At 45.5% G+C, this 25204-nt stretch carries 14 protein-coding genes; 8 read left to right on the plus strand and 6 right to left on the minus strand.

The window, feature by feature from the left end; translation table 11 throughout:
* Positions 1 to 21 precede the first annotated feature (21 nt).
* From G8O23_RS09465 to rfbB, 5 genes are all read left to right on the plus strand, one after another.
* Positions 22 to 1056, plus strand: coding sequence for an efflux RND transporter periplasmic adaptor subunit (locus G8O23_RS09465; RefSeq protein WP_166364135.1), 1035 nt, complete (start codon positions 22 to 24; stop codon positions 1054 to 1056).
* Between the two features lie 93 nt (positions 1057 to 1149).
* Positions 1150 to 4248 (plus strand): efflux RND transporter permease subunit, encoded by a 3099-nt coding sequence (locus tag G8O23_RS09470; protein ID WP_166364137.1) that lies wholly within the window; start codon positions 1150 to 1152, stop codon positions 4246 to 4248.
* An 11-nt stretch (positions 4249 to 4259) separates the two neighbouring features.
* The gene (locus tag G8O23_RS09475; protein ID WP_166364139.1) at positions 4260 to 4565 is read left to right on the plus strand and encodes a PG0541 family transporter-associated protein; all 306 of its coding nucleotides are present in this window, start codon (positions 4260 to 4262) and stop codon (positions 4563 to 4565) included.
* A 179-nt stretch (positions 4566 to 4744) separates the two neighbouring features.
* Positions 4745 to 5665 carry an NYN domain-containing protein gene (locus tag G8O23_RS09480; RefSeq protein WP_166364141.1) on the plus strand — a complete coding sequence of 307 codons (921 nt, stop codon included), beginning with the start codon at positions 4745 to 4747 and terminating at the stop codon, positions 5663 to 5665.
* A 68-nt stretch (positions 5666 to 5733) separates the two neighbouring features.
* Positions 5734 to 6786 (plus strand): dTDP-glucose 4,6-dehydratase, encoded by a 1053-nt coding sequence (gene rfbB, locus G8O23_RS09485; RefSeq protein WP_166364143.1) that lies wholly within the window; start codon positions 5734 to 5736, stop codon positions 6784 to 6786.
* A gap of 155 nt (positions 6787 to 6941) precedes the next feature.
* On the opposite strand, the gene G8O23_RS09490 is transcribed toward rfbB, so the two are convergent.
* The 4 genes from G8O23_RS09490 to G8O23_RS09505 all read right to left on the minus strand — a co-directional run bounded on the left by G8O23_RS09490 (position 6942) and on the right by G8O23_RS09505 (position 12389).
* Positions 6942 to 7340, minus strand: a complete 399-nt coding sequence (locus tag G8O23_RS09490; RefSeq protein ID WP_166364145.1) for an XRE family transcriptional regulator — start codon at positions 7338 to 7340, stop codon at positions 6942 to 6944.
* A 14-nt stretch (positions 7341 to 7354) separates the two neighbouring features.
* Positions 7355 to 7549 carry a type II toxin-antitoxin system HicA family toxin gene (locus tag G8O23_RS09495; RefSeq protein WP_166364147.1) on the minus strand — a complete coding sequence of 65 codons (195 nt, stop codon included), beginning with the start codon at positions 7547 to 7549 and terminating at the stop codon, positions 7355 to 7357.
* A gap of 112 nt (positions 7550 to 7661) precedes the next feature.
* Positions 7662 to 11120, minus strand: coding sequence for a hypothetical protein (locus G8O23_RS09500; protein ID WP_166364149.1), 3459 nt, complete (start codon positions 11118 to 11120; stop codon positions 7662 to 7664).
* A gap of 60 nt (positions 11121 to 11180) precedes the next feature.
* A complete protein-coding gene (locus G8O23_RS09505) occupies positions 11181 to 12389 on the minus strand; it encodes an ATP-binding protein (protein WP_166364151.1) in 1209 nt (402 codons plus the stop codon).
* Positions 12390 to 12591: 202 nt separating this feature from the next.
* Between G8O23_RS09505 and dnaG the strand changes: the two genes are divergently transcribed.
* The 3 genes from dnaG to G8O23_RS09520 all read left to right on the plus strand — a co-directional run bounded on the left by dnaG (position 12592) and on the right by G8O23_RS09520 (position 19610).
* Positions 12592 to 14562: a DNA primase gene (gene dnaG / locus G8O23_RS09510; protein ID WP_166364153.1), complete on the plus strand. Its 1971-nt coding sequence runs from the start codon at positions 12592 to 12594 to the stop codon at positions 14560 to 14562.
* A gap of 173 nt (positions 14563 to 14735) precedes the next feature.
* Positions 14736 to 15569 (plus strand): hypothetical protein, encoded by an 834-nt coding sequence (locus tag G8O23_RS09515; RefSeq protein WP_219932482.1) that lies wholly within the window; start codon positions 14736 to 14738, stop codon positions 15567 to 15569.
* Positions 15570 to 16475: 906 nt separating this feature from the next.
* Positions 16476 to 19610, plus strand: a complete 3135-nt coding sequence (locus G8O23_RS09520) for an ATP-binding cassette domain-containing protein (protein WP_166364155.1) — start codon at positions 16476 to 16478, stop codon at positions 19608 to 19610.
* A 192-nt stretch (positions 19611 to 19802) separates the two neighbouring features.
* Here the strand turns inward: G8O23_RS09520 and G8O23_RS09525 are convergent, their stop codons facing one another.
* Both G8O23_RS09525 and G8O23_RS09530 read right to left on the minus strand, forming a co-directional pair.
* Positions 19803 to 23075, minus strand: a complete 3273-nt coding sequence (locus tag G8O23_RS09525) for a TonB-dependent receptor (protein WP_235942272.1) — start codon at positions 23073 to 23075, stop codon at positions 19803 to 19805.
* A 191-nt stretch (positions 23076 to 23266) separates the two neighbouring features.
* Positions 23267 to 25198 (minus strand): choice-of-anchor J domain-containing protein, encoded by a 1932-nt coding sequence (locus G8O23_RS09530; protein WP_166364157.1) that lies wholly within the window; start codon positions 25196 to 25198, stop codon positions 23267 to 23269.
* Between the last annotated feature and the right edge of the window lie 6 nt (positions 25199 to 25204).

Here is a 25204-nt window from a genome sequence, read left to right on the forward strand (position 1 = left end):
AATCACTATAATAAACAGGATATGAAGGTTAAACCATTAATACTATTAACCGCAATTGCCCTAATCAGCTGTAAAGGCACAAAAAACGAGGGCGAGGAAATTCTTGCGGAATTCCCCGTGGTAAAAGTTGCCAAGGCAACCGAGATGCCCTACTCACCCACTCTTAGCTTCACAGGCACTGTATTTGCCAATCGCGAATCGAATTTGGGTGCGGCAATGCCCGGAAAAGTGGAGAAGATACACTTTGCTGAGGGGGCCAAGGTTAGGCAGGGCGATTTAATTGTGGAACTGGCCGACGAGATGCTCACCCAGGCCGAGGTGGAGAATCAGGCGCTGCGAAAGGATTACGAGAGGGTAAAGCGACTTCGTGCGCAGGAGAGTATCAGCCAAATGGAGTACGACCACATAAAGGCCAAGCTCGAAGCATCGGATGCTAAAACCGAAATGATTCGTAAAAACACAAGGGTTTACGCCCCCTTCTCGGGAACCATTGTTGAGCGGATGATGGAGGAGGGTGAGATATACTTTATAAACCCTGGCCTCGACCCTGGCTACTCCATGCGCTCGGGCATTGTACGGCTTATGCAGCTCGACCCGGTTAGGGTAAAATTCGATGTGAACGAAAAGGACTTATCCACAATAAAACCTGGTTTAGCCGCAGAAATTACCATCGACGCACAGCCCAATAAGCGTTTCAATGCCAAAATTAACAGCGTTAAACCAATGCTCTCAACCTTAACCCGAACTGCCTCGGCAGAAATTGTACTGAGCAATGCGGTTGGCGAGCTAAAGCCTGGTATGTTTGCACGGATTAACATATCGCTTCCTGAGCAACAATCGGTATTTGTGCCATTAAGCAGCATTGGCCAGCTACCCGGAACTGGCGAAGAGTGTATTTACGTTATCGAAAACGATGTTGCCCAAAGGATAGTAATTAGCCGTCTGCACACAATGGGCGATATGGTAGCCGTTACAGGCGCTAAGCCCAACCAGCTAATTGTTGTAGAGGGAAAGGCAAAAATTAAGGACGGGCAAAAGGTTGAGGTAAGGAATTAATCTGTGTTACAAGCAGCATCTCGCCAAAGTATATTGTAAATCAATATCGTATAATTTATACGAGTTCAGTAGAAAACAAGAAATTCAACGAATATGAATCTCCCCAGAATATCTGTTCGCCGACCCGTAGCCATTGCCATGGTGTTCCTCGCCACGCTCCTATTTGGGTTGGTATCGCTCACCCGGCTACCACTCGATGTTATGCCCGAGATGGAGTTCCCATCGCTCACCGTTATCACCCTTTACCCCGGTGCATCGGCCATTGAGGTGGAGCAGCAGGTAACCCGTCCGCTTGAGGCTGCACTGGGAGGCACCGAGAACCTTAAGGAGATAAGTTCTCAGTCGAAGGAGAACGTTTCTTTTATCTCGCTACAGTTCGAATGGGGCTCCGATATCAGCGAGTCGGCCAGCAATGCCCGCGACCTCATTGAGCTGGTGAAAACCCGTTTACCCAGCAACGCATACAACCCCGTTATTTACAAGATAAACTCGTCGCTACTTCCGGTTCTGGTATATGGCGTGTCGGCCAACGACAGCTACAATGGGCTCGATAAGATTATTCAGGATCAGATTGCAGCACCACTGCGCAAGCTTCCCGGCGTGGGAACGGTAATGGTTCTGGCCACTCCCAAAAGGGAGATAAAGGTTGATGTCGACCCTCACAAGCTTGCCGCCTACAATATCACCATAAGCCATATTGAAACTATCCTTAGCGCCGAGAATATCACTATTCCCGGGGGGAATATTCGAGTGGGCGATAATGATTTTGCCATTCGCATACCCGGCGATATTGAGCATGTTGATGAGCTGGGCGAGCTGGCGCTCATCAACTTCAACAATAGAATTATCCGCCTTAGTGATGTGGCCACCATTACCGATGGGTTCAAGGAGCTCGACGAGCACTCGCGCACCATAAATGGCTCGGGGGTGGGTATTATGATTCAGCGCCAGTCAGGCGCCAACACCCTTGAGGTGGTACAAGCCGTAAGGCAAAAGATATCGGAAATTCATCCCACTTTACCTGCCGATATTGAAATTGCCGAGATTATGAACTCCGACGAGCTGATTGTGGAGAGTATTAAAAACCTTACCCAATCGTTCTGGTATGCCCTAATCTTTGTGGTGCTGGTGGTTTTTGCTTTTCTGCGTGAGTGGAGGCTAAGCCTAATCGTATTCCTAACCATCCCCTTTTCGCTTATTACATCGTTTATTCTGATGTACGCCATTGGCTGGACTATCAACATCTTTAGCCTAATGTCGCTTATTATTGCAATGGGTATGGTGGTAGATAATTCCATTGTGGTACTCGAGAATATCACCCAGCATATCGAGAGGGGGTCGCGGCCAAGCCAGGCGGCCATTTTTGGAACCAGCGAAATGGGTTCGGCCATTACCGCATCAACCCTTACAACGCTTATGGTGTTTATCCCCATGATATTTATGGGAGGATTGGTTGGGGTGATGTTTAAGCAGCTGGCCATCATCACGTCGGTAACCATGGTGGCATCGCTTATAACTGCCCTAACGCTAACGCCCATGGCCTCGTCGCAATTGCTGAAGGCCAAAAAAAGGGGAGAGGAGCGAAAGCGCTACCTACTGTACCAATTAAGTGAGAAGCTATTTGTATATCTAGAGATTATATACCAAAAAACCCTTGGCTGGGCGGTTTACCATAAAACCTTCACCCTAACCATTGTAGGCCTTGCGCTAGGCGCTAGCCTTTGGGTTGGCAAGGGGTTAGGCACCGACTACATTCCCGAGTTCGATGCTGGGGATATTATTGCTACCATTGAGATTGATATTTCGGCAACGGCTTCCAAAACCGACAGCATTTCGCAGGTGGTGATGGATATTTTTGAGCGCGAGGTTCCAGAGATGATGCCCGGCAGCTTGGCTTCCATTTCGGGGCAATCGGAAAATGGAATGCTTACCTCAGTTGGGTTTCGCGAGGGGAAGAACATTGCCACTGTGCTTTGTCATCTTTCGCTACCCAATAAGCGGGCACGCTCGGCCAAGCAAATAGCACACGAGCTTCGCCCACATATTGCCCAAATACCCGAGGTGGAAAACTTCAACATTGTGGGCGGAAGCATTATCTCACAAGCGGTTACGGGCAACCTAAAGCCCATCGAGTTTCATATCTCAGGGTCAAACTACGAGCACCTAAATGCGATTGCAACGAACCTAACCCAAAACTTGTCCGGCTCGCCAAACTTTATCGATGTGGTAAACACCATTGACAAGGGCAAAATGGAGGTTCAGGTTCGGGTCGATAGGCAAAAGGCATCAGCCCTAGGGCTAAATACCGGAATGATAGGCTTACAGGTTCGCCAGAGTATCTATGGAGCCGAGGCGGGTGGGTTTAAAGAGGAGGGTAACGAGTTTCGGATTGTGGTTCGCTACCACCCCGACTACCGAAGCGATATTGAGTCGATTAGAAACATTAGCCTTACCAACCTGTTGGGGCAACAGATTCCTCTCTCGTCGGTTGCCGATATTGAGCTGGGGATGGGGTCGCTACAAATCGATAGGCTTGCGCAGGAGCGTATTGTTAGGGTTATGGCCGAGCTCAACGGCATATCTTTAGGAGAAGGCCAGGGCGAAGCCCTGCAAATGCTGAAAGACTTGGATATACCTGCTGGAACCGAGGTGAAGTTGGCAGGCCAAACCACCGAACAGGGGGCTTCGTTCGCCGATTTGTACCTAATCTTCTTCCTGGGCATTGCGCTGGTGTACATGGTCATGGCTGGTCAGTTCGAGTCGTTTCGCGACCCATTCATCATTATGTTTGCCGTTCCACTAACCTTTATTGGAATAATATGGGCTTTTAAGCTAACCGGTGTAACCCTAAGTGTAACCACCTTTGTGGGTGTGATTATGCTTATAGGAATAGTTGTGAACAACGGCATTGTGCTGGTAGATTACACAAACCTGCTTCGTAAACGAGGCCTAAAGGTATACGAAGCGGTGCAGGAGGCTGGTCGTAGCCGCCTTCGTCCAGTGCTCATGACCAGCCTAACCACTATGCTGGGGATGTTGCCCCTCGCAATGAGCGAAGGAATGGGGCGCGAGGCATATCAGCCATTGGGAATTACAATGATTGGTGGGTTATTGGCCTCTACTTTTATTACCCTGCTAGTGGTACCTACTGTTTATGCAGTTTTCCATGCTAAGAGCGTTAGTAACCAATAAATCTGTTTGTAATGAAGCTAATATACTGCACTTGCAACGTAAGCGTTCTCGACGCTTTAGTAAAGAGAATAGATGAACTCGGGATTGGAAGTTACCAAATCATAGAGCAGGTTCTGGCCAAAAATTCTAAAGGCGATAGTCGGCTAAATACCGCTGTTTGGCCAGGGTACAACTCATCCATTGTTATGCAAATACCCAACCACAGCAAAGCAACGGCCGTAATGGAAGCCATACGAGAATTTAACAAATCGGCGTTTAATGACAACGAGTTGGTAACTGCCGCCCTATTACCTATGGAGGATTTCTGCTGCGACTAGTAGAGAAATCGTTCAAATAAGCCAAAGGATTTGTATCGTTTTGCTAAACAAAGCCATTCGCTAGGTTGTTATATCCTAAATTATCTATATCTTTGTATTTGTTTCTACTTGAAGAGGAAAAAGTGTTCTTTCTACATCATGAAAACCATTAGTTTATAACAAAAATTACTTAAAAATTTATGAACAGCTCAAAAGAATTAAAACGAATAGGAGTATTTTACGATGGAAACTACTTTCTACATGTAAGCAACTACTACAACTACTTTCACCCAAGGCGCAAACGCCTTAACATTGCCGGACTACACAACTTTATCCGTAACCTCGTGGCCAAGGAGGAGGAGGTTCCTGCCCGTTTCTGCCAGGTTATCGAGGCGCACTACTTCCGTGGCCGCATCAGCGCGCAGGAGGCTAGCCAGCGAGGAAATCAACTTTACAACGATAGGGTTTTTGACGATATTTTGATGTCGGAAGGTGTGGTAACACACTACCTGCCCATTCGCAACCGTAGTGGCAAAAAGGAGGAGAAAGGGATTGATGTGTGGTTGGCTCTTGAGGCCTTTGAGCAGGCTTTCTACAAACGCTTTAGCGTGGTGGTTCTCATCACCTCCGACGGCGATTATGTACCCCTTATTCGTAAGCTCAACTCACTTGGCACCAAGGTTATGGTGCTTAGCTGGGACTTCGAGTACACCGACGATATGGGCCGCGATGTGGTTACACGCACCTCGCAGGATCTTATTCAGGAAGTGACTTACCCCATAGCAATGCACGAACTTATCAACAGCGGCCTAAAGGCAAGTAACCCATTAGTTACAAATCTATTCGACCTGCCAGAATACTCACAACCCAAGCGAGTAACCTCGATAGAGGAGGATGGTGAGGTTCATGAGGGCAAAGCAATGAATATGAATAATGGCTATGGGTTTATCCAGTTCCCGCCCAACAACTTATTCTTCCACTATCAGGATGTTGTGGAGGGCGATTTTAACGAGATTAGCAATGGCGACCTGGTTGAGTTCACCATCGAGACCAACGAGCGCGGGCAAGAAGTGGCCAAAAACGTTCGTAAAATTGAGTCGGCCGATCCAAACCTGTATTAAACATAGTGCTAACGGGGTAAATGTTTGCCAAGCAAATATTTGTCCTGTCAGTAAAACAATATAATCCAATGCAAAATATACTAATTACAGGCGGTGCGGGCTTTATAGGCTCGCACGTGGTACGCCGTTTTGTGAATAGCTACCCAAACTACAACATCATCAATATGGATTGCCTTACATATGCTGGTAATCTTGAGAACTTGAAAGATGTTGAGGGCAAACCCAACTACCGCTTTGTTAAGGTGGATATTAGGGATGAAGAGGGCGTAGCTAAGGTTTTTGCCGATTATAGTATCGATGGCGTTATCCACCTTGCGGCCGAGTCGCACGTAGATAGATCCATCACAAATCCTATGGATTTTATTAAAACCAATATTGAGGGCACCGTGGTGCTCCTAAACGCAGCCCGCAAGCAGTGGGGTAGTAATTTCGAGGGCAAACTTTTCTACCACATATCCACCGATGAGGTTTACGGCAGCTTAGGTGATGAAGGATTATTTACAGAAACCACTCCCTACGATCCCCGTAGCCCCTACTCTGCATCGAAGGCCAGCTCCGACTTCTTGGTTCGGGCATACAACCACACCTACAAGCTACCCATCGTAATATCGAACTGCTCCAACAACTATGGCCCAAATCAGTTCCCCGAGAAACTAATACCTCTGGTAATTAGCAATATTCAGCAGTTGAAACCCCTGCCCATATACGGCAAGGGGCTTAATGTGCGCGACTGGCTTTACGTGGAGGATCATGCCCAAGCCATTGATACCATTTTCCATAATGGGGTAATAGGCGAAACCTACAATATTGGCGGCGAAAATGAGTGGAAAAACATCGATTTGGTTAAGCTGCTTTGCAAGATAATGGATAGCAAGTTGGGACGTGAAGCTGGCACATCGGAAAAACTTATCACTTTTGTAACCGATAGGGCTGGCCATGACCTAAGGTACGCCATCGACTCATCGAAAATTGCCAGAGAGTTGGGGTGGAAGCCCACAGTAACCTTTGAGCAGGGGCTCGAGAAAACGGTAGATTGGTATTTAGATAACAAATCATGGGTTAACGATATTCTCTCCGGCGAGTATGCCAACTACTACCAACAGCAGTACGGTGGGCGATAGCGGGTGGAATATAGCAAGTGAAAGAAAGCAAGCAAATTTTTATTCCCAACGATTTCATTCAGGTTGAGCAGAGTGATTCAAACCTCCCAACTTAAACCCATCAAATCTAATATTAACAAGCCGTCGCCCTACAATGTAACCTGGGCTTATAGTCTTTAATGTTTGTAAATCAAATTAATTTCGGATAGTTCTTGTCCTATCTGACGAATTCCATGCAGAATTTTCTCTGTTTGTGTTGCAGATGGCTTTTTATGCCCTTGTACATATTGTGACAAAAGCGTTGGATTCATTCCTATTTTATCTGCTAAAAATTTTGAGTTTAGCACTTTGTAGTATTGGAAAAACTGTTTAAAATCAATTTCAAATTTCAAGTTTTCTTGAGTGATTACAATATTCTCTTCTTCAAAATTTAAATTTGTGGCTTCTAACGCATTATTCATTAGCTCAGTAATACTCCTGCCTGTAGTATAAATAGGATATTCTTCAGCGAATGCAGAAAAACCAGTATCTGTTTTCTCCACAATAATTTTTATTTTTTTTCTTGAGGTTTTCATAGCCATCTTTTTTATTAATCCAACAAATCTATTCCTGCGTCCTTTAAAATTCTCTTTTCTAACCCTTTACCCATTTCTTGGCTGCCGTGGTTCGGAAAAATTATTACACCCTTCTTTACGTCATGTCTTAGCTTTACGTGAGAACCTTTTTGCGATATTGGATACCAACCATCTTTAGTTAATATTCGGTATAGCTCAGAGCATTTCATCAGATTACTTTAATCATTAATCATAACGCAAAGGTAAATATTTATTTACCTTTGCGCAAGGGTTTTCGCACTATCTAATGACAATTTTCGTTTAGCCTGTTGTCTATGTAACTTAAAACAGCGCCCTTGCCTGCATCGAGCCGCTGTGAACCACGGTTCCATCGCTGAGGTAGCGACCATTGTAACCCAACTCCAGTTCAAAAAGCTGCGAGAGTCGGCGCCTTACCGATATCTCCCAAACAATGTTTTTGCCGTTTTGCAACCCCTTCATCATCTCGTAGGCCACGGCGGTTTGCTGGATCCCCTCGAATGTGTGCGCCACGTAGGTTCCCTTGCCCATAATGCTGCCCTTGCCTGCAAAGGCAAAATCGGTTTGTAAAGATATCGACTGTGAACTTAACTCCTCGCTGCCAATAGTATTCTCGGACCGATTCCATTTGTAAACCAACTCGGCAGTATGCAGCTTGCTGCTGATAAACCTTACGCTTTGCTGTGCGCTCTGTCCTGCTATGGCGTAGTTCCGCGTTACAAAGTACTGCGATTGTGCCTCGGTTGCGTAATCCTCAGCTTCGGTACGGGTTGAAATGTGGTTTCCAATTCCCAGCCACATTACCACCCTATGCGAATGCATCTGCTTAAGCTCAAAACCGTTGGCTAGGATTGACTTATTTACCCCTTGCAGATATATATACTCCACCCCAAAGACTCGGCTGGCTCGGTTATACGCCAGCGAGTTCCGGATATTGCTACGCATACTCACAATTAGCGAATCGGTTGCGTGCTGAACTACTGGGTTGGCCGATTGCCAAAAATCATCGACCTGATTCTTTTGCTGCGCCCTATAGGATGTTTGGTTACTAAGCTTGGCTACTTGATTTAAGAAACCCTTTTTATCTTTTAGAATAGCGGCAGGACTGATGTTACTTCTTAAACTTAACGCATTGTTACGCACGCTTATCATTTTGGCTCCGGGGATATTAATGCGGATAAAGCGAGCCTCGTCGGGGTAGTTGGCAATCTCAAACTCGGCCAGCTCCATAATGCCGTTGCCATTGTAATCGACCCAAGTATAAACCCCTTGACCTGCTGGAACCTCAACAAAGTAGTACTCCATATCGGGCTCTAGACCCGAACCCAGCTCGTAGCTACCTGCAAAAGTCCACAAACCCTTGGCAAAGCGGTTGGAGTATTCCAAACGAGCAAGGGCAGTGCGCTCCTCCTTTTCCACCTCCGTAAACTGTTTAGAATTTGGAGAAAAAACCCTGTACCCAAGCGACGATGATACCTGACCTACTCTACTGTGGTTAGCATTTGCGCTTAGCGCAACCTCCTGCGATGAACCAAAAATAGCGTATGCGTTCTCGAATGGCTTGTAATCGTTTCGGTAGATATACCAAGCCATAGCTTGGGCGGAAAGGGTATCGGGTGTTGACACCGATGCTTTTAGCTGATACCACCCAAAGCTTTGCGCCAACATACTATCGACACTCTGCGAGGTTAACGTATTACTCTCCAGCTCACCCTCCACCCCAAAAACTAGGAAGCCTTTGGTATTCCTTAGGCCTACCTTGGCCTTATAAAAATCGGACGCGATAGCTGTATCGGCAGCATTTACCAATGAGGCCTCCCATTTTGCAGTCAATAGCTTTCCTCTGCTCCACCCCGAAAGACCCATTCTATTACCAGCGTACCAATCGCCCAGCGAAAGCCATTGGCCCGTTAGCCTGCTGAAGAGCTTTTGCGGCTTGCTCACATCGGCCCAAGCACCCAGCATACGTTCGCCACCTCCATCCAAAGGAACTGATATGCTCCAGTTACGCTCAAACTCAACGGGTCGAAACCTGTCAATGTTCCTAAATCCTTGCGATGTGGTGTTAAAATCGGTACCAACTCCAAGCTGTAAGTCGTTGGCAATGGGTTTAAATCGATGCGCAAGAGCCAGCTGTAGGCCATGCCCAATATTATCATCGGAGTTGAGGCTCGAAAAGGTATTAAGGTCGGTGTTGCTTAGCGCATAGCTGGCGCTAATGAGCGAACTATCGCTCCAAGTGCGGGTTAGCCCAGCCTGAACCATCTGCTTTTTCTGTGGCGTTACCAACCTTCGGATGGGCTCGTAGCTGCCCTGTGGCACGCCGTTCTGGGGTGCCACCCAGCGATATATCCGCCCATTGGCCGTTCCAAAATCGGGGGCGTAGTTACCCTTGCCCTGCCCAACGTACGAAAAGTAAACTCGATAATTAGCAAATGTTGGATTTGTAGAATATCTGAAAACAGAATATGTGGTTCCATTCACCGTTGTGTCGAGCTGTTGGTACAGCAACTTTTCGGGGTCAAAATCAACCCTATCGGCTTGCGAAAGGAACGCTTGGCTTAAGTCGTCGCCAATTGAGGCTAGATACCGCTTTTGGTCGTTGGTTAGCTCCTGATCGAATGGCTGGTTTCGGCTGTCGTGCTCCGAGAAAACCGAAAAATCCCATTGCCACTTATCGCCCTTGCTATGCACGCTACTAAAGGTTGTAAAACGCGAGTAGCTCCGCTCGGAATATTCAAACTCAACCACAATACGGCTATTTCGGTTTATGGGCATGCGGTGGGTAAAGGTTACCTCAGCCGCATTGTAATCGATGGTGTAGTGCTGGTCGTCGCCACGGTTTAGCAATGTGCCATCAACGTACACCCGCTCGGAGCCAGAGAGAACGATAATGTATGGCTCTCCGCTTGCACCCTGTAAACGGTATGGCCCTTGGTTGCCCTCGCTGCCCTGCAGCTGGTTGCGGGCAAACTTCCCCTTGGGAACCGATAGCGCAGCCGTAACCGAAAGGGTATCCTTTGGGCTGCTAAACTGTCCGTTGTAGGCCAGACCCTGCACGTTGCGGGTAAACGACAGGAGTTGCCCCTGCCCACCAGCCCGCAGGTCGATATCGCCAGCCTGAATGGAAAAATCTTTACCATAAACCCTTAAGTAAATCCTATCGAACTCCTCCAAACGCCGAGTGGTACCCTCGGGCTGCAGCGGTATGGATTGATCCGATATGGCTCCCTCAATATTTAAATCCTTACCCAAATCGCCCTGAAAGGTAAGGTTCATACTGGAGTTTACCGATAGGTTTTGCCCATTGCCAAAGCGAATGCCCCGCATGATGGAGCCATTGGTTTGTATCTGGTCGCCAAAAATGGGCTCTTGCACACCGCCAACCACGTAGCGTGGCGAAGCGCGCCCCATAAGGCTATCGGGCGAGAGGTGCTGCTGGTAGTTGCGCTTTTGGTAGGTTTGCTCAAAAAGAATTGGAAAAACCCTGTACTCAACATCAATATCATTATGCATTTTGCGCAGCTGGTCAGTAGGGTAAAACTGGGAACTTCCAAAGCTATAGGTGTACAAATTCTTATCGATGATATTGCCCTGCAAATCGGTTACCACAAAGCTGCTGGGGATTATGCTAAGCGAATCAAGGGTAATTGTATCAGCAGCAAGAGCAATTGTTTTGCGGCGAAGATTGCTTAAATCTTGCCCCTGCGCACCCTGAAAGAAGAGAGAGATAGCTATAAATATGAAGAGTCGCTTTGCCACGTACCAAAGGATTTATATGCTAAGTAACGAATAAATGGGGGAATTAGCGTAGACAACCAACTAATCCATCAGCAAAAAATCCTCAATATTTTTCCACATAATTCCCTTTCGGTTTGTATCAAAACCCTTATCGAGCGAAAGTACAAGCTTAGGAAAGTGGTCGTTTATCTGCTCAAGTGAGCGGTACTCCCTGTCAATGGTTTTATCGCTCTTAAGCCATGAGCAGACCTGAAGGTATAACCTCTCATCGCCACGTTGAGCAACAAAATCAACCTCGAACTCTCCTGCTTTCCCTATATTAACCATATACCCCCTATGCAGCAGCTCGAGTAAAACAATGTTTTCAAGTTGACCCGATATATCCTGAGGGGAGTAGCCCAGAAGGGCAAACCTAAATCCATGGTCTGTCATATAGTACTTTTCAAATGTTTCGAGCAGACGCTTTCCCTTTATATCGAACCGTTTAACCTTGCGTATTACCTCGCCATTAATGAAATGTTGGATATAGCTTTGCACAGTCTCCACCGATGCCTTTCGTTGCTGCGACTTCAGAAATTGGCTAATGGAATTTGCGGTAGTTATGTTGCCAGCATTGTCTACTATATACTCGGCTATCTTCTCGAGCAATGCTGCATCGCGGATACTATTTCTAACAATTACATCCTTTAGCAGCACCGTACTATACAGCGATTGAAGATACTGACGCACTATGCTATCTTCCCACTCGATGTGGTGCAAACCGGGGAAGCCGCCATATCGCTGGTACAGGGTAAAAGAGTTCTTGAGCTCTTGCTGCCTACCGCGGTGTAGCAGCAGCGCTCTGAACTCCTTGTAACTCATCGGAAGGATTCTAAACTCCACGTATCGTCCCGAAAGCAAGGTGGCCAACTCCGATGACATTAACGATGCATTGGAACCCGTAATGTATATATCTATTTTATTACTTGCCAGTAGCGAGTTTATGGCACGCTCCCACTGGTCAATCTCTTGTACTTCATCAACAAATAGGTAGCATTTCTTTGATTTAAAGTCTAAGTTATTTTGAACAAACTCGTGTAAGTTGATGTAGTTTTTTATCGCGTCAAACTCAAATAGCTCCTTATTGATGTACAAAATTTGATTATCAGCAACTTCGGAGCTCTTAATTTTTTCGATAATCTGTGCAAGTAGAGTGCTTTTACCACTCCGCCTAATGCCAGTAATTACCTTAATCATGGGTGCTCCAATAAAAGGAGTAATTTGCTTCAGGTAGTTTTCTCGCCTAATCATTTTTTATTTCAAAAGTACGACACATTTCGATTATAACCCAATCTGCATATGTAAAATTTCTACTGTTTCTACTACACTCGAATTAAAGGCTGCCAACAAGTTCCTGTTTCGATTATATTCGAATTAGAATTAAACGAATTTGTTGCATATCTTTTGTACCTTTACAATTCGAAACAACCAACCATAGCAAGTGTAATTCCCAATGATTGACCAGCTTACAGTAGATAGGATTATGGCCGCCGCCGATGTGGTGGAGGTGATAAAGGATTTTGTATCGCTTAAGAAGCGGGGTGTCAATTACCTTGGGCATTGTCCGTTCCACAACGAGAAAACCCCCTCGTTCTCTGTAAGCCCGGCTAAGGGAATATACAAATGCTTTGGCTGTGGTAAGGGTGGGAATGCTGTGAACTTTATTATGGATCACGAGCAGATGACCTACGTGGAAGCGCTCAAGTTCCTAGCAAAAAAGTACAATATTGAGGTTGAGGAGAAGGAGCTAACCCCCGAGGAGATTAAGCAACGCACCGAGCGCGATAGCCTGATGGTGGTTACAGCCTGGGCGCAGCGCCACTTTACCGATAACCTGCAAAAGCATAGCGAGGGCAAAAGCATTGGGCTAAGCTACTTCCGCGAGCGCGGATTTAGAGACGATATAATAGAAAAGTTTCAGCTGGGCTACAGCCTCGAGCAGCGCGATGCGCTTACACAAGCAGCGCAAAAAAGCGGCTACAAGCAGGAGTATCTCACCAAAACGGGGTTAAGCATTGCCCGAAACGATGGCACGGCCTTCGACCGTTTTTTTGGCAGGGTAATATTTCCCATTCACTCCATGAGCGGACGGGTAATTGCCTTTGGTGGCCGCATCATGAAGAGCGATGCCAAGGCTGCCAAATACCTCAATAGCCCCGAAAGCGATATTTACCATAAAAGCCATGTGCTTTACGGAATTTTTTTTGCTAAGAAGGCCATTACCCAAAGCGATAAGTGCTTTCTGGTGGAGGGTTATACCGATGTTATCTCGTTACACCAGGCGGGCATCGAGAACGTGGTGGCCAGCTCCGGAACGGCACTTACTCCCGATCAGATTAGGCTTATCAAGAGGTTCACACCCAATATTACTGTGCTGTACGATGGCGACCCGGCAGGGATAAAAGCCTCGCTAAGGGGTATCGACCTAATTCTGGAGGAGGGGCTAAACGTAAAAGTGGTGCTACTCCCCGAGGGTGAAGATCCCGACAGCTACGCCAAAAGCCATAGCGCAACACAGGTGCTTGATTACATTGAGCAGAACGAAGCAGATTTTATCAATTTTAAGGCAAAGCTACTCCTCAACGAAGCCAAGAACGACCCGGTGGAGCGCGCCAACCTTATCCGCGATATCGTTAAGTCCATTTCGGTAATACCCGAGAATATTACCCGCTCCGTGTACATAAGGGAGTGTGGTAAGATTCTGGATATCGACGAGTCAATTCTATACTCCGAGGTGGGCAAGATAAGGAGGGGTAAGATGGAGAAAATATTGGGTAAAGCCCAATACTCAAATACGGATACACCCCCCGTGAAAGCGAAAGAAACGCCTGCCCTACCCAGCTTTGTTGAAAATGTTTTTTGCGAAGAACAGGAGAAGGAAATCCTCTACTACTTGCTAAAATTTGGGCAAAACGTATTTTTCGAAATTCCACCACCCGAGGATGTCGAGGAAGACTTGCCCCCTCAACAAGTAACTGTGGGTCAACACATCATCTCTGAGATTCTGAACGACGACCTTGAGTTTAAAAATCTTGTTTACAAAAAGGTATTTGATGAGTATCAGAAGCTAATGGAGGATGGAAGAGAGATAGACTATCGAACATTTACTAACCACCCCGATGCTGAAATTAGCCAGCTGGCCGTAAACCTGCTCACCACTCAGCATAAGCTAAGCAAGATATGGAGTAAGCATCAAGCAATGCCAGTTGAGGAGGAGAATGCACTACACGAGTCGGTTCCCAAGGCCATCATGGTATACAAAAGCAAGGTAATGCAAATGGTTTTAGGTAAGCTTCACGAGGAGTTACGGAGCCTAAACCCCAAGGATCAGATTGAAGAGGTAAACCAGCTTTTGGTTAGGCTAAAAACCATAAATGAACTTAAAAACCATATTTCTAAAGAGCTGGATCGTATAGTTTTGTAGGTCTGCAACATTTTGGAGTAGATGTGAACCACGTTATTAAAGCCTCGTTTAAAAAAATAGAACGTTTGTGTTTAAAAAATATAATAGACTTTACTGGGCATACAACTAAGATTTTTCATAAATTAGCACGGATTTAATTAACCTGAAATTTGTAACTAAAAAACCATAGAAGCATGAAAACAATGTATAGCAAAGCGCTCTTAACAAAAACTTTGGCTTCCCTACTTGGGGCCGCCGTAGTGGTTGTAATGGTTAGCTGCGGTGGAGGTGCCAAGCAGGCCGAGACCGATAAGACAGTTGAATCGAAGGAGGAGGCTTTTAAAAGTGTAACCAATTACCCAATCCCCACTGCTTTCGAAGTGGTTAAACTCCTTAATAAAGCAGGGGCTAGCTATATCCTAAGCCTCAACAATCCAGTAGAGAACGTTGATAAGTACTTCACAGAGAAAAGCAAGGCGCTTAACCTTGGTGTGTATGGTGCCAACCTAAGCTACGCCAGCACCTACCAGATGAAGCAGGAAACGATGAGCTACCTCAACGTATCAAAGAAACTAATTGAGGATCTGCAGATAACATCAGCCTTCAATAAGGATTTTGCTGATAGGGTTGAGGGTAATTTAGATAACAAGGATGAGCTTATCCAGATTATCACCGACTCATTCTACGACACGTATGAATTCCTAGTTAATGAGGGTAAAGACAATATCTCACTACTTGTAATGACCGGCAGCTGGTTAGAGGGGCTATACATTACCACCCAAATAGCTATGGTTAGCAAGAACAATGAGGATATCCTAAAAATTATTGCCAACCAAAAAGATCCAATTAATAAGCTATTTGAGCTTATGGAACCCGTTACCGATGATGCTGCAGTTGCTGAGGTTATGGAAATGCTCAAGCCACTAAAAGCATTATTTGATGGTGTTGAGGGAGAAACCATCACTCCTGAGCAATTCGAAAAAATTGAGCAAGAAATTAATAAGGTGCGAACTGCCATAGTAAGCTAAGTGCACCAACAAATAGAGAAAGCCTGCTTTTTGCAGGCTTTTTTTTGTGGGTAGCAATCGCCGTTTTGTTAAAAGAACAGGTACTTTGTGTTTTATGCACCACTACGATGCTTTGGGAAATGGCCCCTGATAGTTACTGTGTTGTTTTGTCTTAAATGTAATTTTGGGTGACTCGTTGCAATTTAAGTGATGCTTGATCCCTGAAAGCGCCCTACTTTCTTTTGCTACCACCAAAAGAAAGTAGCAAAGAAAACTCACCGCTGCCAGAGCGGTCTCTTGAACTCTACGAGATCCCCCTCTGAATGCGGAATGAAACCAAAGACGAGGCCTTGCGATGTGCGCGGGCATTGTAAAACGGCGGGAGGCGAGGGCGTGAATGCTGAACCCTTAGCCCTATGTGCGATGGCGCTTGCGCTCGATATGGAACACGCTTGCAGGAGGTATATGCCGAATTGAAAAACATCTCTTAATCCTAATGCCCATAGGTTATCCATACCACTGTTCCATATCGCCTACATCGCCATAGGGCTTGGGGTTCAGCAGGGCGGGCAGCAGCATCCCTGCCTGCCGAAACGGCAGTGCAGGCAGGGTTTTACATTCCCGCCTGACCGCTTCAGTCGGGCAGGGATTCTTTGCTTACTTTCTCATCAAGGAGAAAGTAAAGGGGGTGTTTTGCTTTTACCTATTGCTTAGTAATAAAGCTTTGACTATATTGATTAGCTAGATGCGCTATATTGGGCGTGTAATATAGATTCTGATTTGGGTAACCCAATGCACAAAATATGGGTAGCAATCACCGTTTTGCTAAAATAACAGATACTTTGTGCATAATATTTGCATGCAGCATACCGTATTTTTGTAAGTCTTTATAACTTGTAACCCGAAACCAACCCTTTTATATCGGTAATGAGTGAATCTATCCTAAATGCGTTAATCCAACTCTACGCTCTAATTGCAAATGCCACAGGCACTTCAACACAGGGACGAAAACTTGTGGAGGCAATGCTTAAGGAGCAGCTAAACGCTAGGCTAGTTGCCGACTACCTTGTACTATACGATAGTTTTCTAGACTTTTTCTCGCGCGACACCCCAAGTAACCTGGTAGATACTGAGGAGGGAAAGTCGTTGCTAACGGCATACGTTGAAAAGGTATGCACACAGCTGAGAAAGGGACTAAATCTTTCCGAGCGCATAGTGGTAATTATCAAACTTCTCGAGTATGTTAACGATGACTCAAAAGTTACTCCGCTTGAGGATCACATAATAAATAGCCTAGGGCATTGCTTTAGCATTAATGAAGCGGAGTTGCAGAACCTCAAATACTTTGTTTTTCATACCGATTGCCAAGAGATAGAGCCCGACAAGCTGCTCACCATCGAAAGCCATCGGCAGGTTGGTGAGGATTTGCTCGAAGGTATTTGGGTAGAGGAGAACAGACCCGAATGGCAATATGAGGACAGGAAAATTCATAATGCCGCCATTGAGGGTAAGCTCAGCTTTCTTCACATAAAATCTATTAACAATTTCATTCTTCGGTACTTTGGCACATCCGAACTATACATAGACGGTAAACGAATTGAGTCGGGTCGTCCTTTACTAATGGAAACGGGCTCAATTGTTAGGGGAGCAAACATTGACCCTATATACTATACCGAGCTAACACAGCGATTTAGCAACGCACATAAGCGGAGCCGAATTGTTTTTACTGGCGAAGACATCGAATTCCGATTCAAAAACAGTGACAACGGTATACAAACCTTCAACTTCTCCGAGGAGTCGGGTCAGCTGGTAGGCATTATGGGTGGCAGCGGAGTGGGAAAGTCCACCCTGCTCAACCTGCTAACGGGTAAGCTTACCCCCAATAGCGGCCGGGTGCTCATTAATGGTTATGATATCCACCGCAACAAGTACGCAGTTGAGGGTATTATTGGCTACGTTCCCCAAGACGATTTGCTGTTTGAGAACCTTACCGTTTACCAGAACCTTTACTACAATGCCAAGCTATGCTTTAGCAACTTTACCGAGTTTAAGGTAAGGCAATCGGTTAAGCGCATACTCGACGACCTAGACCTTTGGGAGATTAAAGATCTTAAGGTGGGGTCGCCCCTTAACAAAATGATTAGCGGTGGGCAGCGTAAGCGGCTAAATATTGGCTTGGAGCTGCTGCGCGAACCCAGCATTCTGTTTGTTGATGAACCCACCAGCGGACTATCGTCGAGCGACTCGCTCATGGTGATGCGCCTGCTTAAACAACAAGCCAATAAAGGGCGGCTGGTTATAGTTAATATCCATCAGCCCTCATCAAAAGTATTCCGATTGCTCGATAAGCTGTGGGTGCTCGACAAGGGTGGGTACCCCATATACCAAGGAAACCCACAGGATGCCATAGTGTACTTCAAGACCATGAGTACTCAGGTTAATGCCACCGAAAGCGGATGCCCGCAGTGCGGTACGCTTAACCCCGACCAGATACTGGAGATAGTTGAGGCCAAGGTGGTTGATTCGGCTGGGAATGTTACGTACGAGCGTTTGAAGGATCCACAAGCATGGTACTGCCTATACCAAAGCAATATCGAAAATGGATTCGAACCTAAGCAGCACAAGGGGCTGCTTCCTAAGAACTTCTTTAATATCCCCAACATCGAGGTTCAGTTCAAAATATTTAGCATTCGAAATCTGCTATCAAAGATCTCCAATAAGCAGTACGTTATCATCAACCTTATTGAGGCGCCAATACTGGCATTCATTCTATCGTACTTCACCAAGTACATACCAGGTGATGCTTACGTGTTTGCCGACAACAAGAACTTTCCTGCCTACCTGTTCATGAGCATTGTGGTGGCCATGTTCCTTGGGCTAACCGTTAGTGCCGAGGAGATAATTAGCGATAAAAAGATACTAGAACGTGAATCGTTCCTGAACCTTAGCCGATTCAGCTACCACACCTCCAAGGTGCTCTACCTTTTTGCACTGTCGGCAGTGCAAATGGGAATGTTTGTGCTGGTGGGTAACACGATCCTCGAAATTCAGGGGATGATGCTGAACTACTGGCTAATCCTTTTCTCCACGGCCTGCTTTGCCAACATGATGGGGCTAAACATTAGCGCAGGGCTCAACTCCGTAGTAGCTATATACATTACCATTCCCTTTATTTTAGTGCCCCAAATTCTACTCAGCGGTACCATTGTGCAGTTCGACAACCTACACCCCACCATAACCAAGCGCATATACGTGCCGGTAGTTGGCGATCTCATGGTGTCACGATGGAGCTACGAGGCTCTCGCCGTTGAGCAGTTTAAAAAGAATCCCTTTGAAGCACACCTCTTCGAACATGAGCAGCGTGCTAGCGATGCCACGTTTGTTTCAACATTTCTAGTTCCGCGCCTACAAACCTTGGTAGAGGAGTGTATACGATTGAACGAGCAAGAACAGCAACTTGACCACCGGTATGAAAGGAATCTTGGGCTTGTGCGCAATGAGCTGCTCTCCCTAGCCCGAACGGGCAATGTTCCACCCTTTGAGTTTCTGCAGATGCTAAACCCCGTTTCGTTTACCCAAGATATTGCCGATGAGCTGGCTGGATACCTATTCTTTGTGCGGATGAGCCACAACAATATTGCTGGTGAGGCAAAGCAGAGGCGCGATAGCGTGTACAACGCCCTAGCCGATAGCCTTGGTAGCGATGGGCTTTTCGACCTTAGGCGCAAGAACTACAACAAGGCCCTTGCCGATTGGGTGCTAAACACCCATGAGGTGAATAAATACCTAGAAACCGATGGTAGGGTGATAAGAAAGTACGAGCCAATTTTTATGAGACCCGAGCACAGCTGGGGTCGAGCACATTTTTATGCTCCAGTAAAAAAGTTTAATAACCAATACGTTGACACCATTTGGTTTAACTTGGCAGTTATTTGGATGGCCTCGTTGCTTCTGTTTGTCACCCTACAGGTAAATCTGCTGGGCTGGGTAATCTCACATATCGAAAAGATAAAAATTCGCAAGCAAAGCAAAATACAGGAAAAGATTCTGGCCAAGAGGTGAGGAAGGCTTAATTAACAATATAAATGAACACTTCTTTGGCTCAACCTAACAAATATTATCCACATCAGATCTACGTGTTTGCCTTAAGTCGGATTGATAAACTGGTGTTAAATAATAGTAATACCTTCTAATAGAGTAAAAAAAATACCGCCCACACATTGGGGCGGTATTTTAGATACGCTTTGATAAGTGTTAAAACACTAACCTTAGACCAAGCAAAGCGCCCCAAGTACTGCCTGTGTTGATACTCTTGCTTAGTGTGGTTTTGTCCTGAAAATCCTCAATAGAATTTGCATTTAATCTAAACGTTGGTGCTGTTGTTGAAGTAGGAAGTGCAACGCGTGTTAGTGGGCGCACATTATCATAACTAGCTAGAGGATTGTATACATAAGTACCCCAACTGTCGTTAATAATGTTGCCAATGTTTAGAATGTCAAGGGATACCTGAAGGGTATATCTACGATCGGTTCCAAAATTAGTGAATACATCTTGCAAAACCTTGATATCGAAACGATGTATCCAAGGACGAATGTGTCCAAATCGTTCGGCGTACATCCCCTTTCGGCTGCTTAGATACTCGTTACTATTAATGTAACTCCAGAAAGCATCGGCCTGTTGTTCAGCGGTCATCTCATTAAAATCTACAAAAGTAATCTCGTTTTTAGTAGCGGGGATATACATTAAATCGGATGAGATACCATCGTTGTTTAAGTCATTTGAGTATGTGTACGACCATCGCCCCTGTTGGAAACCACGATACGATAAGGTGAAAGTAGTAGCCAGCGTTCTAAAGTACTCGACTCTGTATGAAGCATAGCCCACAAGTTGATGAGGGGTGGAGAAATTAGAATAGCTAAGGCCAGGATCGTTAAGAGAACTTACCGAGGTGTTACTCGAGAATGCTGAGTATGCAGCAGAGCCCGGGTTAGAGGTAATGTCTTTGGCCATTGTATAAGTGTACGCAAACATACCAGAGATGCCGTGGCTAAAGTTTTTAGTAAGTTGAGCTGTAAGCGAGTACTGATACCCCTCATTGGTATTGGTTAACACCATAGCATTTCCAACAGAATCTTCGTATTTTCTATCGTCTGATGTTTCCCAGTAAGGTCTCTGGTCGGAGCCTATCATATTGCCAGTAGCGGGTCTTTCGTTAATGTTTACCTGCTTTATCGCGTTAATATCCTTGCCAAATAAGGCTTCACCAGTGAACACCATATCGTATGGCAACTTATAGTCAAAAGCTAAGCCTGTGCGCCATATCTGTGGCATTTTAAAGTTTTTTGATACCATAGCTAGACCAGCATTGTTTGGCAGTGTGCTTGGGCTTTGTGGGAACAAATCGGGCCGACTTAAGATAAACTGTTTGAAGTCTGGGTTAAACTCAAGTCCTTCCAAATTGGAGTTACCTGGACCCCAACCAATTTCAGGCGCCTGAATAACACCTGAGTTGGTGGGCTGGTTTGTAAACCATACAAAAGGAAGCATTCCGGTAAAAATACCCGATCCGCCCCTTACCTGAAGCGATCTATCGCCCATTACATCCCAATTGAATCCGAAGCGTGGTGAGAATAGCAACTGAGTTTTGGGCCAGGTACCAACATCAATTTTCTGACCCGATGGGTCCTCTGGGCTCCACCCAAAGCTGAGTGCTGAGATGGAAGGGTTACCTTTCACGTCATCAAGAAACAGGGGCAATTCGAAGCGAGCACCATAGGTTATCTTCAACCTTGGGTTAACCGTCCACTCATCTTGTGCGTATATAGCTGCAAGACCAAATGTGAGTTCAGCTCCAGGTGCGTCATTCCCATCATACCCATAGGTTATGCCAAACCCCATCGGGTCAGCTCCATTAATAAAATCATCAACTGAAGCATATCTATAGTACGATGTACCCTCACGAATGTATGAGTTGCGGAAGAAAAGATGATCAAACGAACCGCCTATGGTTACTGTATGCCTATTGAGGTTTATTGTTGTGTTATTTACGATACTTAAGGTTTTATTGGTAACATCGTTGTTGTAACTGAACAGCTCATAGCCAAAAGACATATACTGGTCACCACCCTCCCAGATATCAACAAATGGGAAAATATCGGATGGGCTCGTACGAGTATCCTGAATGAATGTGTAACTGGCTAAAAACTTATTTGAAATATTCTGCCGTAGTGAACTGTTCAGTTCGCTTGTAAATGAGCGAACAGTGTTTTTAAACCCATAAAAAGCGTTCGAAAAGGCCATCGACTGACTGCTTATCCTTCCCGAGTTTCGGGCATTGCTTGGAGGGCCACTGTTGAAATTGGTCTGCTGATCGGAAGTTCCAACCACATCGTTATAACGCAGTGTTAAGCGATGCTTGTCGCTAATGTTCCAGTCGATGCGGGCCAGAATTTTAGTGTTTAAATCTTGGAATGGTTCAAAGTCTTTGTATTTCCCAGGATCGTATCCATATTGGCTTATTAGGTGATCACGAACCCTAATCATATCGGCCTCTGTCGTTCTAGAAATCATCATATCAGGATTTGCTATTCCATCACTACTTGGACTCCATGAAACACCAGGCACATTCTCCTGCTCTATCTCAGCATTAACAAAGAAGAACAACTTGTTTTTAATAATTGGGCCGCCAAGAGTAAACCCGTAGTTTTGGCTATTTCTATCATTAGCTCCTGTAACTTCAAGACCCTCAACAGTGTTTCCTGTGAAAGACTTGGGTCTTATGTAAGAGTACGCCGAACCTTTGAAGGTATTATCTCCACTACGCGTAACTGCGTTGATACTGGCTCCCGTAAATTGCGATAACCTAACGTCGTAAGGGGCTATGCTAACAGTAATCTGTTCAATGGCATCAAGGGATATAGGTTGAGCATTTCCACCGGGAAGCGGGTTACTGCTAAGGCCAAAGTTGTTATTAAAGGCAGCTCCGTCAACTGTGATGGTATTGAAACGACCATCGCGACCGGCAAACGAGTTTCCTTGAGCCTGTGGTGTTAGCCTTGATAGATCGGTGATGCTTCGGCTAATTGATGGTAAACTGCTAATGTCTCGTCGACTAATGTTGGTTTGAGCTCCAGTTCTATCGGAATTCAGAATGGGATTACCTAACCCTGCCGAGATAATTACCTCATCGAGTTGTGTTGCAGACTCCCTAAGCACAATGTTTTGAGCGTAAGATTCACCAAGATTCAGGAAGATATCAGAGAATCCACCAGTAGCATAACCAACGAACGAAACGGTAATAGTGTATGGACCTCCAATCCTCATATTCGAGATTCGGTAGTTGCCTGCAATATCAGTAACTGTTGCATATTGTGTTCCTGATGGAACATGCACCGCAACAACTGTAGCTCCAGGGAGAGACTCCCCTCCCTCATCCGAAACAAAGCCATTCATCTCAGATGTGGTAACCTGCGCAATGCTAAACAGGCTCACCGCTGAAAACAGCATTAACAAAACTAATCTTCTCATTTTCATTGATTTTATGGTTAGTTTAAAGTATAATCCAACTGTAAATATACGGCAACTTACCATTGCCACCATTTACAAAAGATTAACAAATTGTTAACAACGCCTCAAGCACACCAGGCGAACCTACCTGTTAAACAAAAAAAACCTGCATAGCAGGAGCTGTGCAGGTTTCTAACATAATGTAACTAACTCTATTCTACCACCTCATCGGAGATGTATTCGAATTGTGGAGGAGTATCGCCCGAAGCGGCAGCGGTACACTTAAAGGTGTAGGTACGGAAGCCATCATCGGCTGAGTTTAATCCATTGGAGTAGTAAATCTTTGTGGTAACCTTGTAGTATACCTCAATGCCACTAACTGTAGGAATTGCCTCGGGGAATCGAAGTTGGGTAAATATTTCCATTCCTTCCCTCAGGCGCTCATGAAGAAGAGCTATTTTTTCTTCGTTAGACTCCAGTGCGCCTAGCTCAGTGTCATACTCAACGTAAGGATCTCTATAGTTTAGGCGTAGGCTAACATTACCGTAGTAGCTACCAAATCCATAGTAGAATTCAGCGGTTCCATAGCTGTCAATGTAGTTCTCGTTGATGTTCTCCTTTACATAGTCTACAATAATTTGATAGTCGGAGTTAACCATAGTGTAAACAACCGTTGGATCGAACACCCAGCCATCGTTGGATACAAGGAATTGCTCGGTTTTGTTCTCGATGAAATCCTCGGTTTCCCACTCCATACCATTATAAGTGTACTGCGTGGCACCAGAGTAGGTTGGATTGCTACCAGTTCTATAAACTACGGTTTTAACATCGCCCGCTTGAGCGTAGGGGAATTTATTGAGCAAAAAGGTGGGAATGTATAGGGGTACATCGGCCGAAGAGAAATAGTCCTTGCCAATTGCAGCGTAGTCTGCAAGCTGAAGGGCAACAAAAATTTTGCTATCTGCTGGCCTCCAAGTGGTGCCATCGTAATTATAAACTACATACTGATTTTCTCCTGTTGGCAACGACGATATAGCTATATTGTCAATTTGATAGGTTGTGGTTCTCAACGGGTCATCACCTCTATCGTCTGCCGAGCGGCCATCGCCGTCGTACTTAAAGGCTATGTGAACCTTTTTCCCCTCGTAGCTGCTCATATCTGCAACTCCAGCATTCCCCCAGGGAGAGTAGCCACCTGCAAACTCAGGTAGGGTAAAGTTAGAGGTTAGGTTAGTCCAGGTAGCCTCCCCAATTCCACTCTCTGTCCCATCAAAGTCATCAGATATCCATACGGTTAGGCAATTTGCATTCCAATAACCAACAGCAACATCAAAGGTAAACTTTGCACCAGATGCATCTGTCAAATCAATCTCTGGTGAGATGAGGTATGCCTCATTAATTGCTCCTGAGTTATGCGATGATGCTTGTGCAAAATTATTGCCGCTAAAAACTCTGCACTGCCAGTCCAATTCTCCTTTAAGATCTACAGTCATCCAACCTTCCTCGCTAATTGGTATATGAGGCGATGATGTTGATACTGAGTGGTCGGTCCAGTCTTGCTTGTAAAACTCCTGTCCCACAGGATTCTCCTCGTCGATGTATTCATACTGAACAAACTTGAATTCACCTTCGGTGGCGCTGGGGAATTTTGATTTAAGAACTAGGGGAAGCTTCTCGGCAGGAGTATGCTTGCGAGTAAGCGCCTCTAGGTAGTCAGTTTGGCTACCCCAAGCCAGCTGGTAGTCCTCGGTATTGAGAATGTTAATTGAACGTAGTTGCGATAAATAGGCAGGTCTATCGCTACCAAAAGCATAGGTAACCATAGCCGACGAGCCCATATCGCTGTACTTGTACATTGATTCTAGGATATAGGGAACGTAGTCGGCAGCAGGTACGGTTTCGGTAAAGTACTTATAATCGGCAATCGACTTGGCCTTGGCGCTATCCTCCTTGGTTTCGGCTTTGGCAAGAGCCATCTTGCTAATATCAGAGTAGTTTGCCTCGGTTAATGTGTAGTTATAGGTAACTAGGTTCTTGGGCTTGGTCATATCCTCTAGCCCCTCAAACTGGTCGTTGAAGTCGGTACAGCTAAACTGTACCAGAGCTAAAGCTAAACCAGCAAGTAAAATATTTAATTTTTTCATAATCCG

This window comes from Perlabentimonas gracilis (genome assembly GCF_011174675.1).
Classification (GTDB): Bacteria; Bacteroidota; Bacteroidia; order Bacteroidales; family Tenuifilaceae; genus Perlabentimonas; species Perlabentimonas gracilis.

What these genes read in the sequence shown, in the direction of transcription:
- G8O23_RS09465 (WP_166364135.1), top strand. Translation starts at nt 22, where the DNA reads ATGAAGGTTAAACCATTAATACTATTAACCGCAATTGCCCTAATCAGC.
- dnaG (WP_166364153.1), top strand. Translation starts at nt 12,592, where the DNA reads ATGATTGACCAGCTTACAGTAGATAGGATTATGGCCGCCGCCGATGTG.
- G8O23_RS09530 (WP_166364157.1), bottom strand. Translation starts at nt 25,198, where the DNA reads ATGAAAAAATTAAATATTTTACTTGCTGGTTTAGCTTTAGCTCTGGTA.
- G8O23_RS09515 (WP_219932482.1), top strand. Translation starts at nt 14,736, where the DNA reads ATGAAAACAATGTATAGCAAAGCGCTCTTAACAAAAACTTTGGCTTCC.
- G8O23_RS09480 (WP_166364141.1), top strand. Translation starts at nt 4,745, where the DNA reads ATGAACAGCTCAAAAGAATTAAAACGAATAGGAGTATTTTACGATGGA.
- G8O23_RS09495 (WP_166364147.1), bottom strand. Translation starts at nt 7,549, where the DNA reads ATGAAATGCTCTGAGCTATACCGAATATTAACTAAAGATGGTTGGTAT.
- G8O23_RS09505 (WP_166364151.1), bottom strand. Translation starts at nt 12,389, where the DNA reads ATGATTAGGCGAGAAAACTACCTGAAGCAAATTACTCCTTTTATTGGA.
- G8O23_RS09490 (WP_166364145.1), bottom strand. Translation starts at nt 7,340, where the DNA reads ATGAAAACCTCAAGAAAAAAAATAAAAATTATTGTGGAGAAAACAGAT.
- G8O23_RS09520 (WP_166364155.1), top strand. Translation starts at nt 16,476, where the DNA reads ATGAGTGAATCTATCCTAAATGCGTTAATCCAACTCTACGCTCTAATT.
- G8O23_RS09470 (WP_166364137.1), top strand. Translation starts at nt 1,150, where the DNA reads ATGAATCTCCCCAGAATATCTGTTCGCCGACCCGTAGCCATTGCCATG.
- G8O23_RS09525 (WP_235942272.1), bottom strand. Translation starts at nt 23,075, where the DNA reads ATGAGAAGATTAGTTTTGTTAATGCTGTTTTCAGCGGTGAGCCTGTTT.
- G8O23_RS09475 (WP_166364139.1), top strand. Translation starts at nt 4,260, where the DNA reads ATGAAGCTAATATACTGCACTTGCAACGTAAGCGTTCTCGACGCTTTA.
- rfbB (WP_166364143.1), top strand. Translation starts at nt 5,734, where the DNA reads ATGCAAAATATACTAATTACAGGCGGTGCGGGCTTTATAGGCTCGCAC.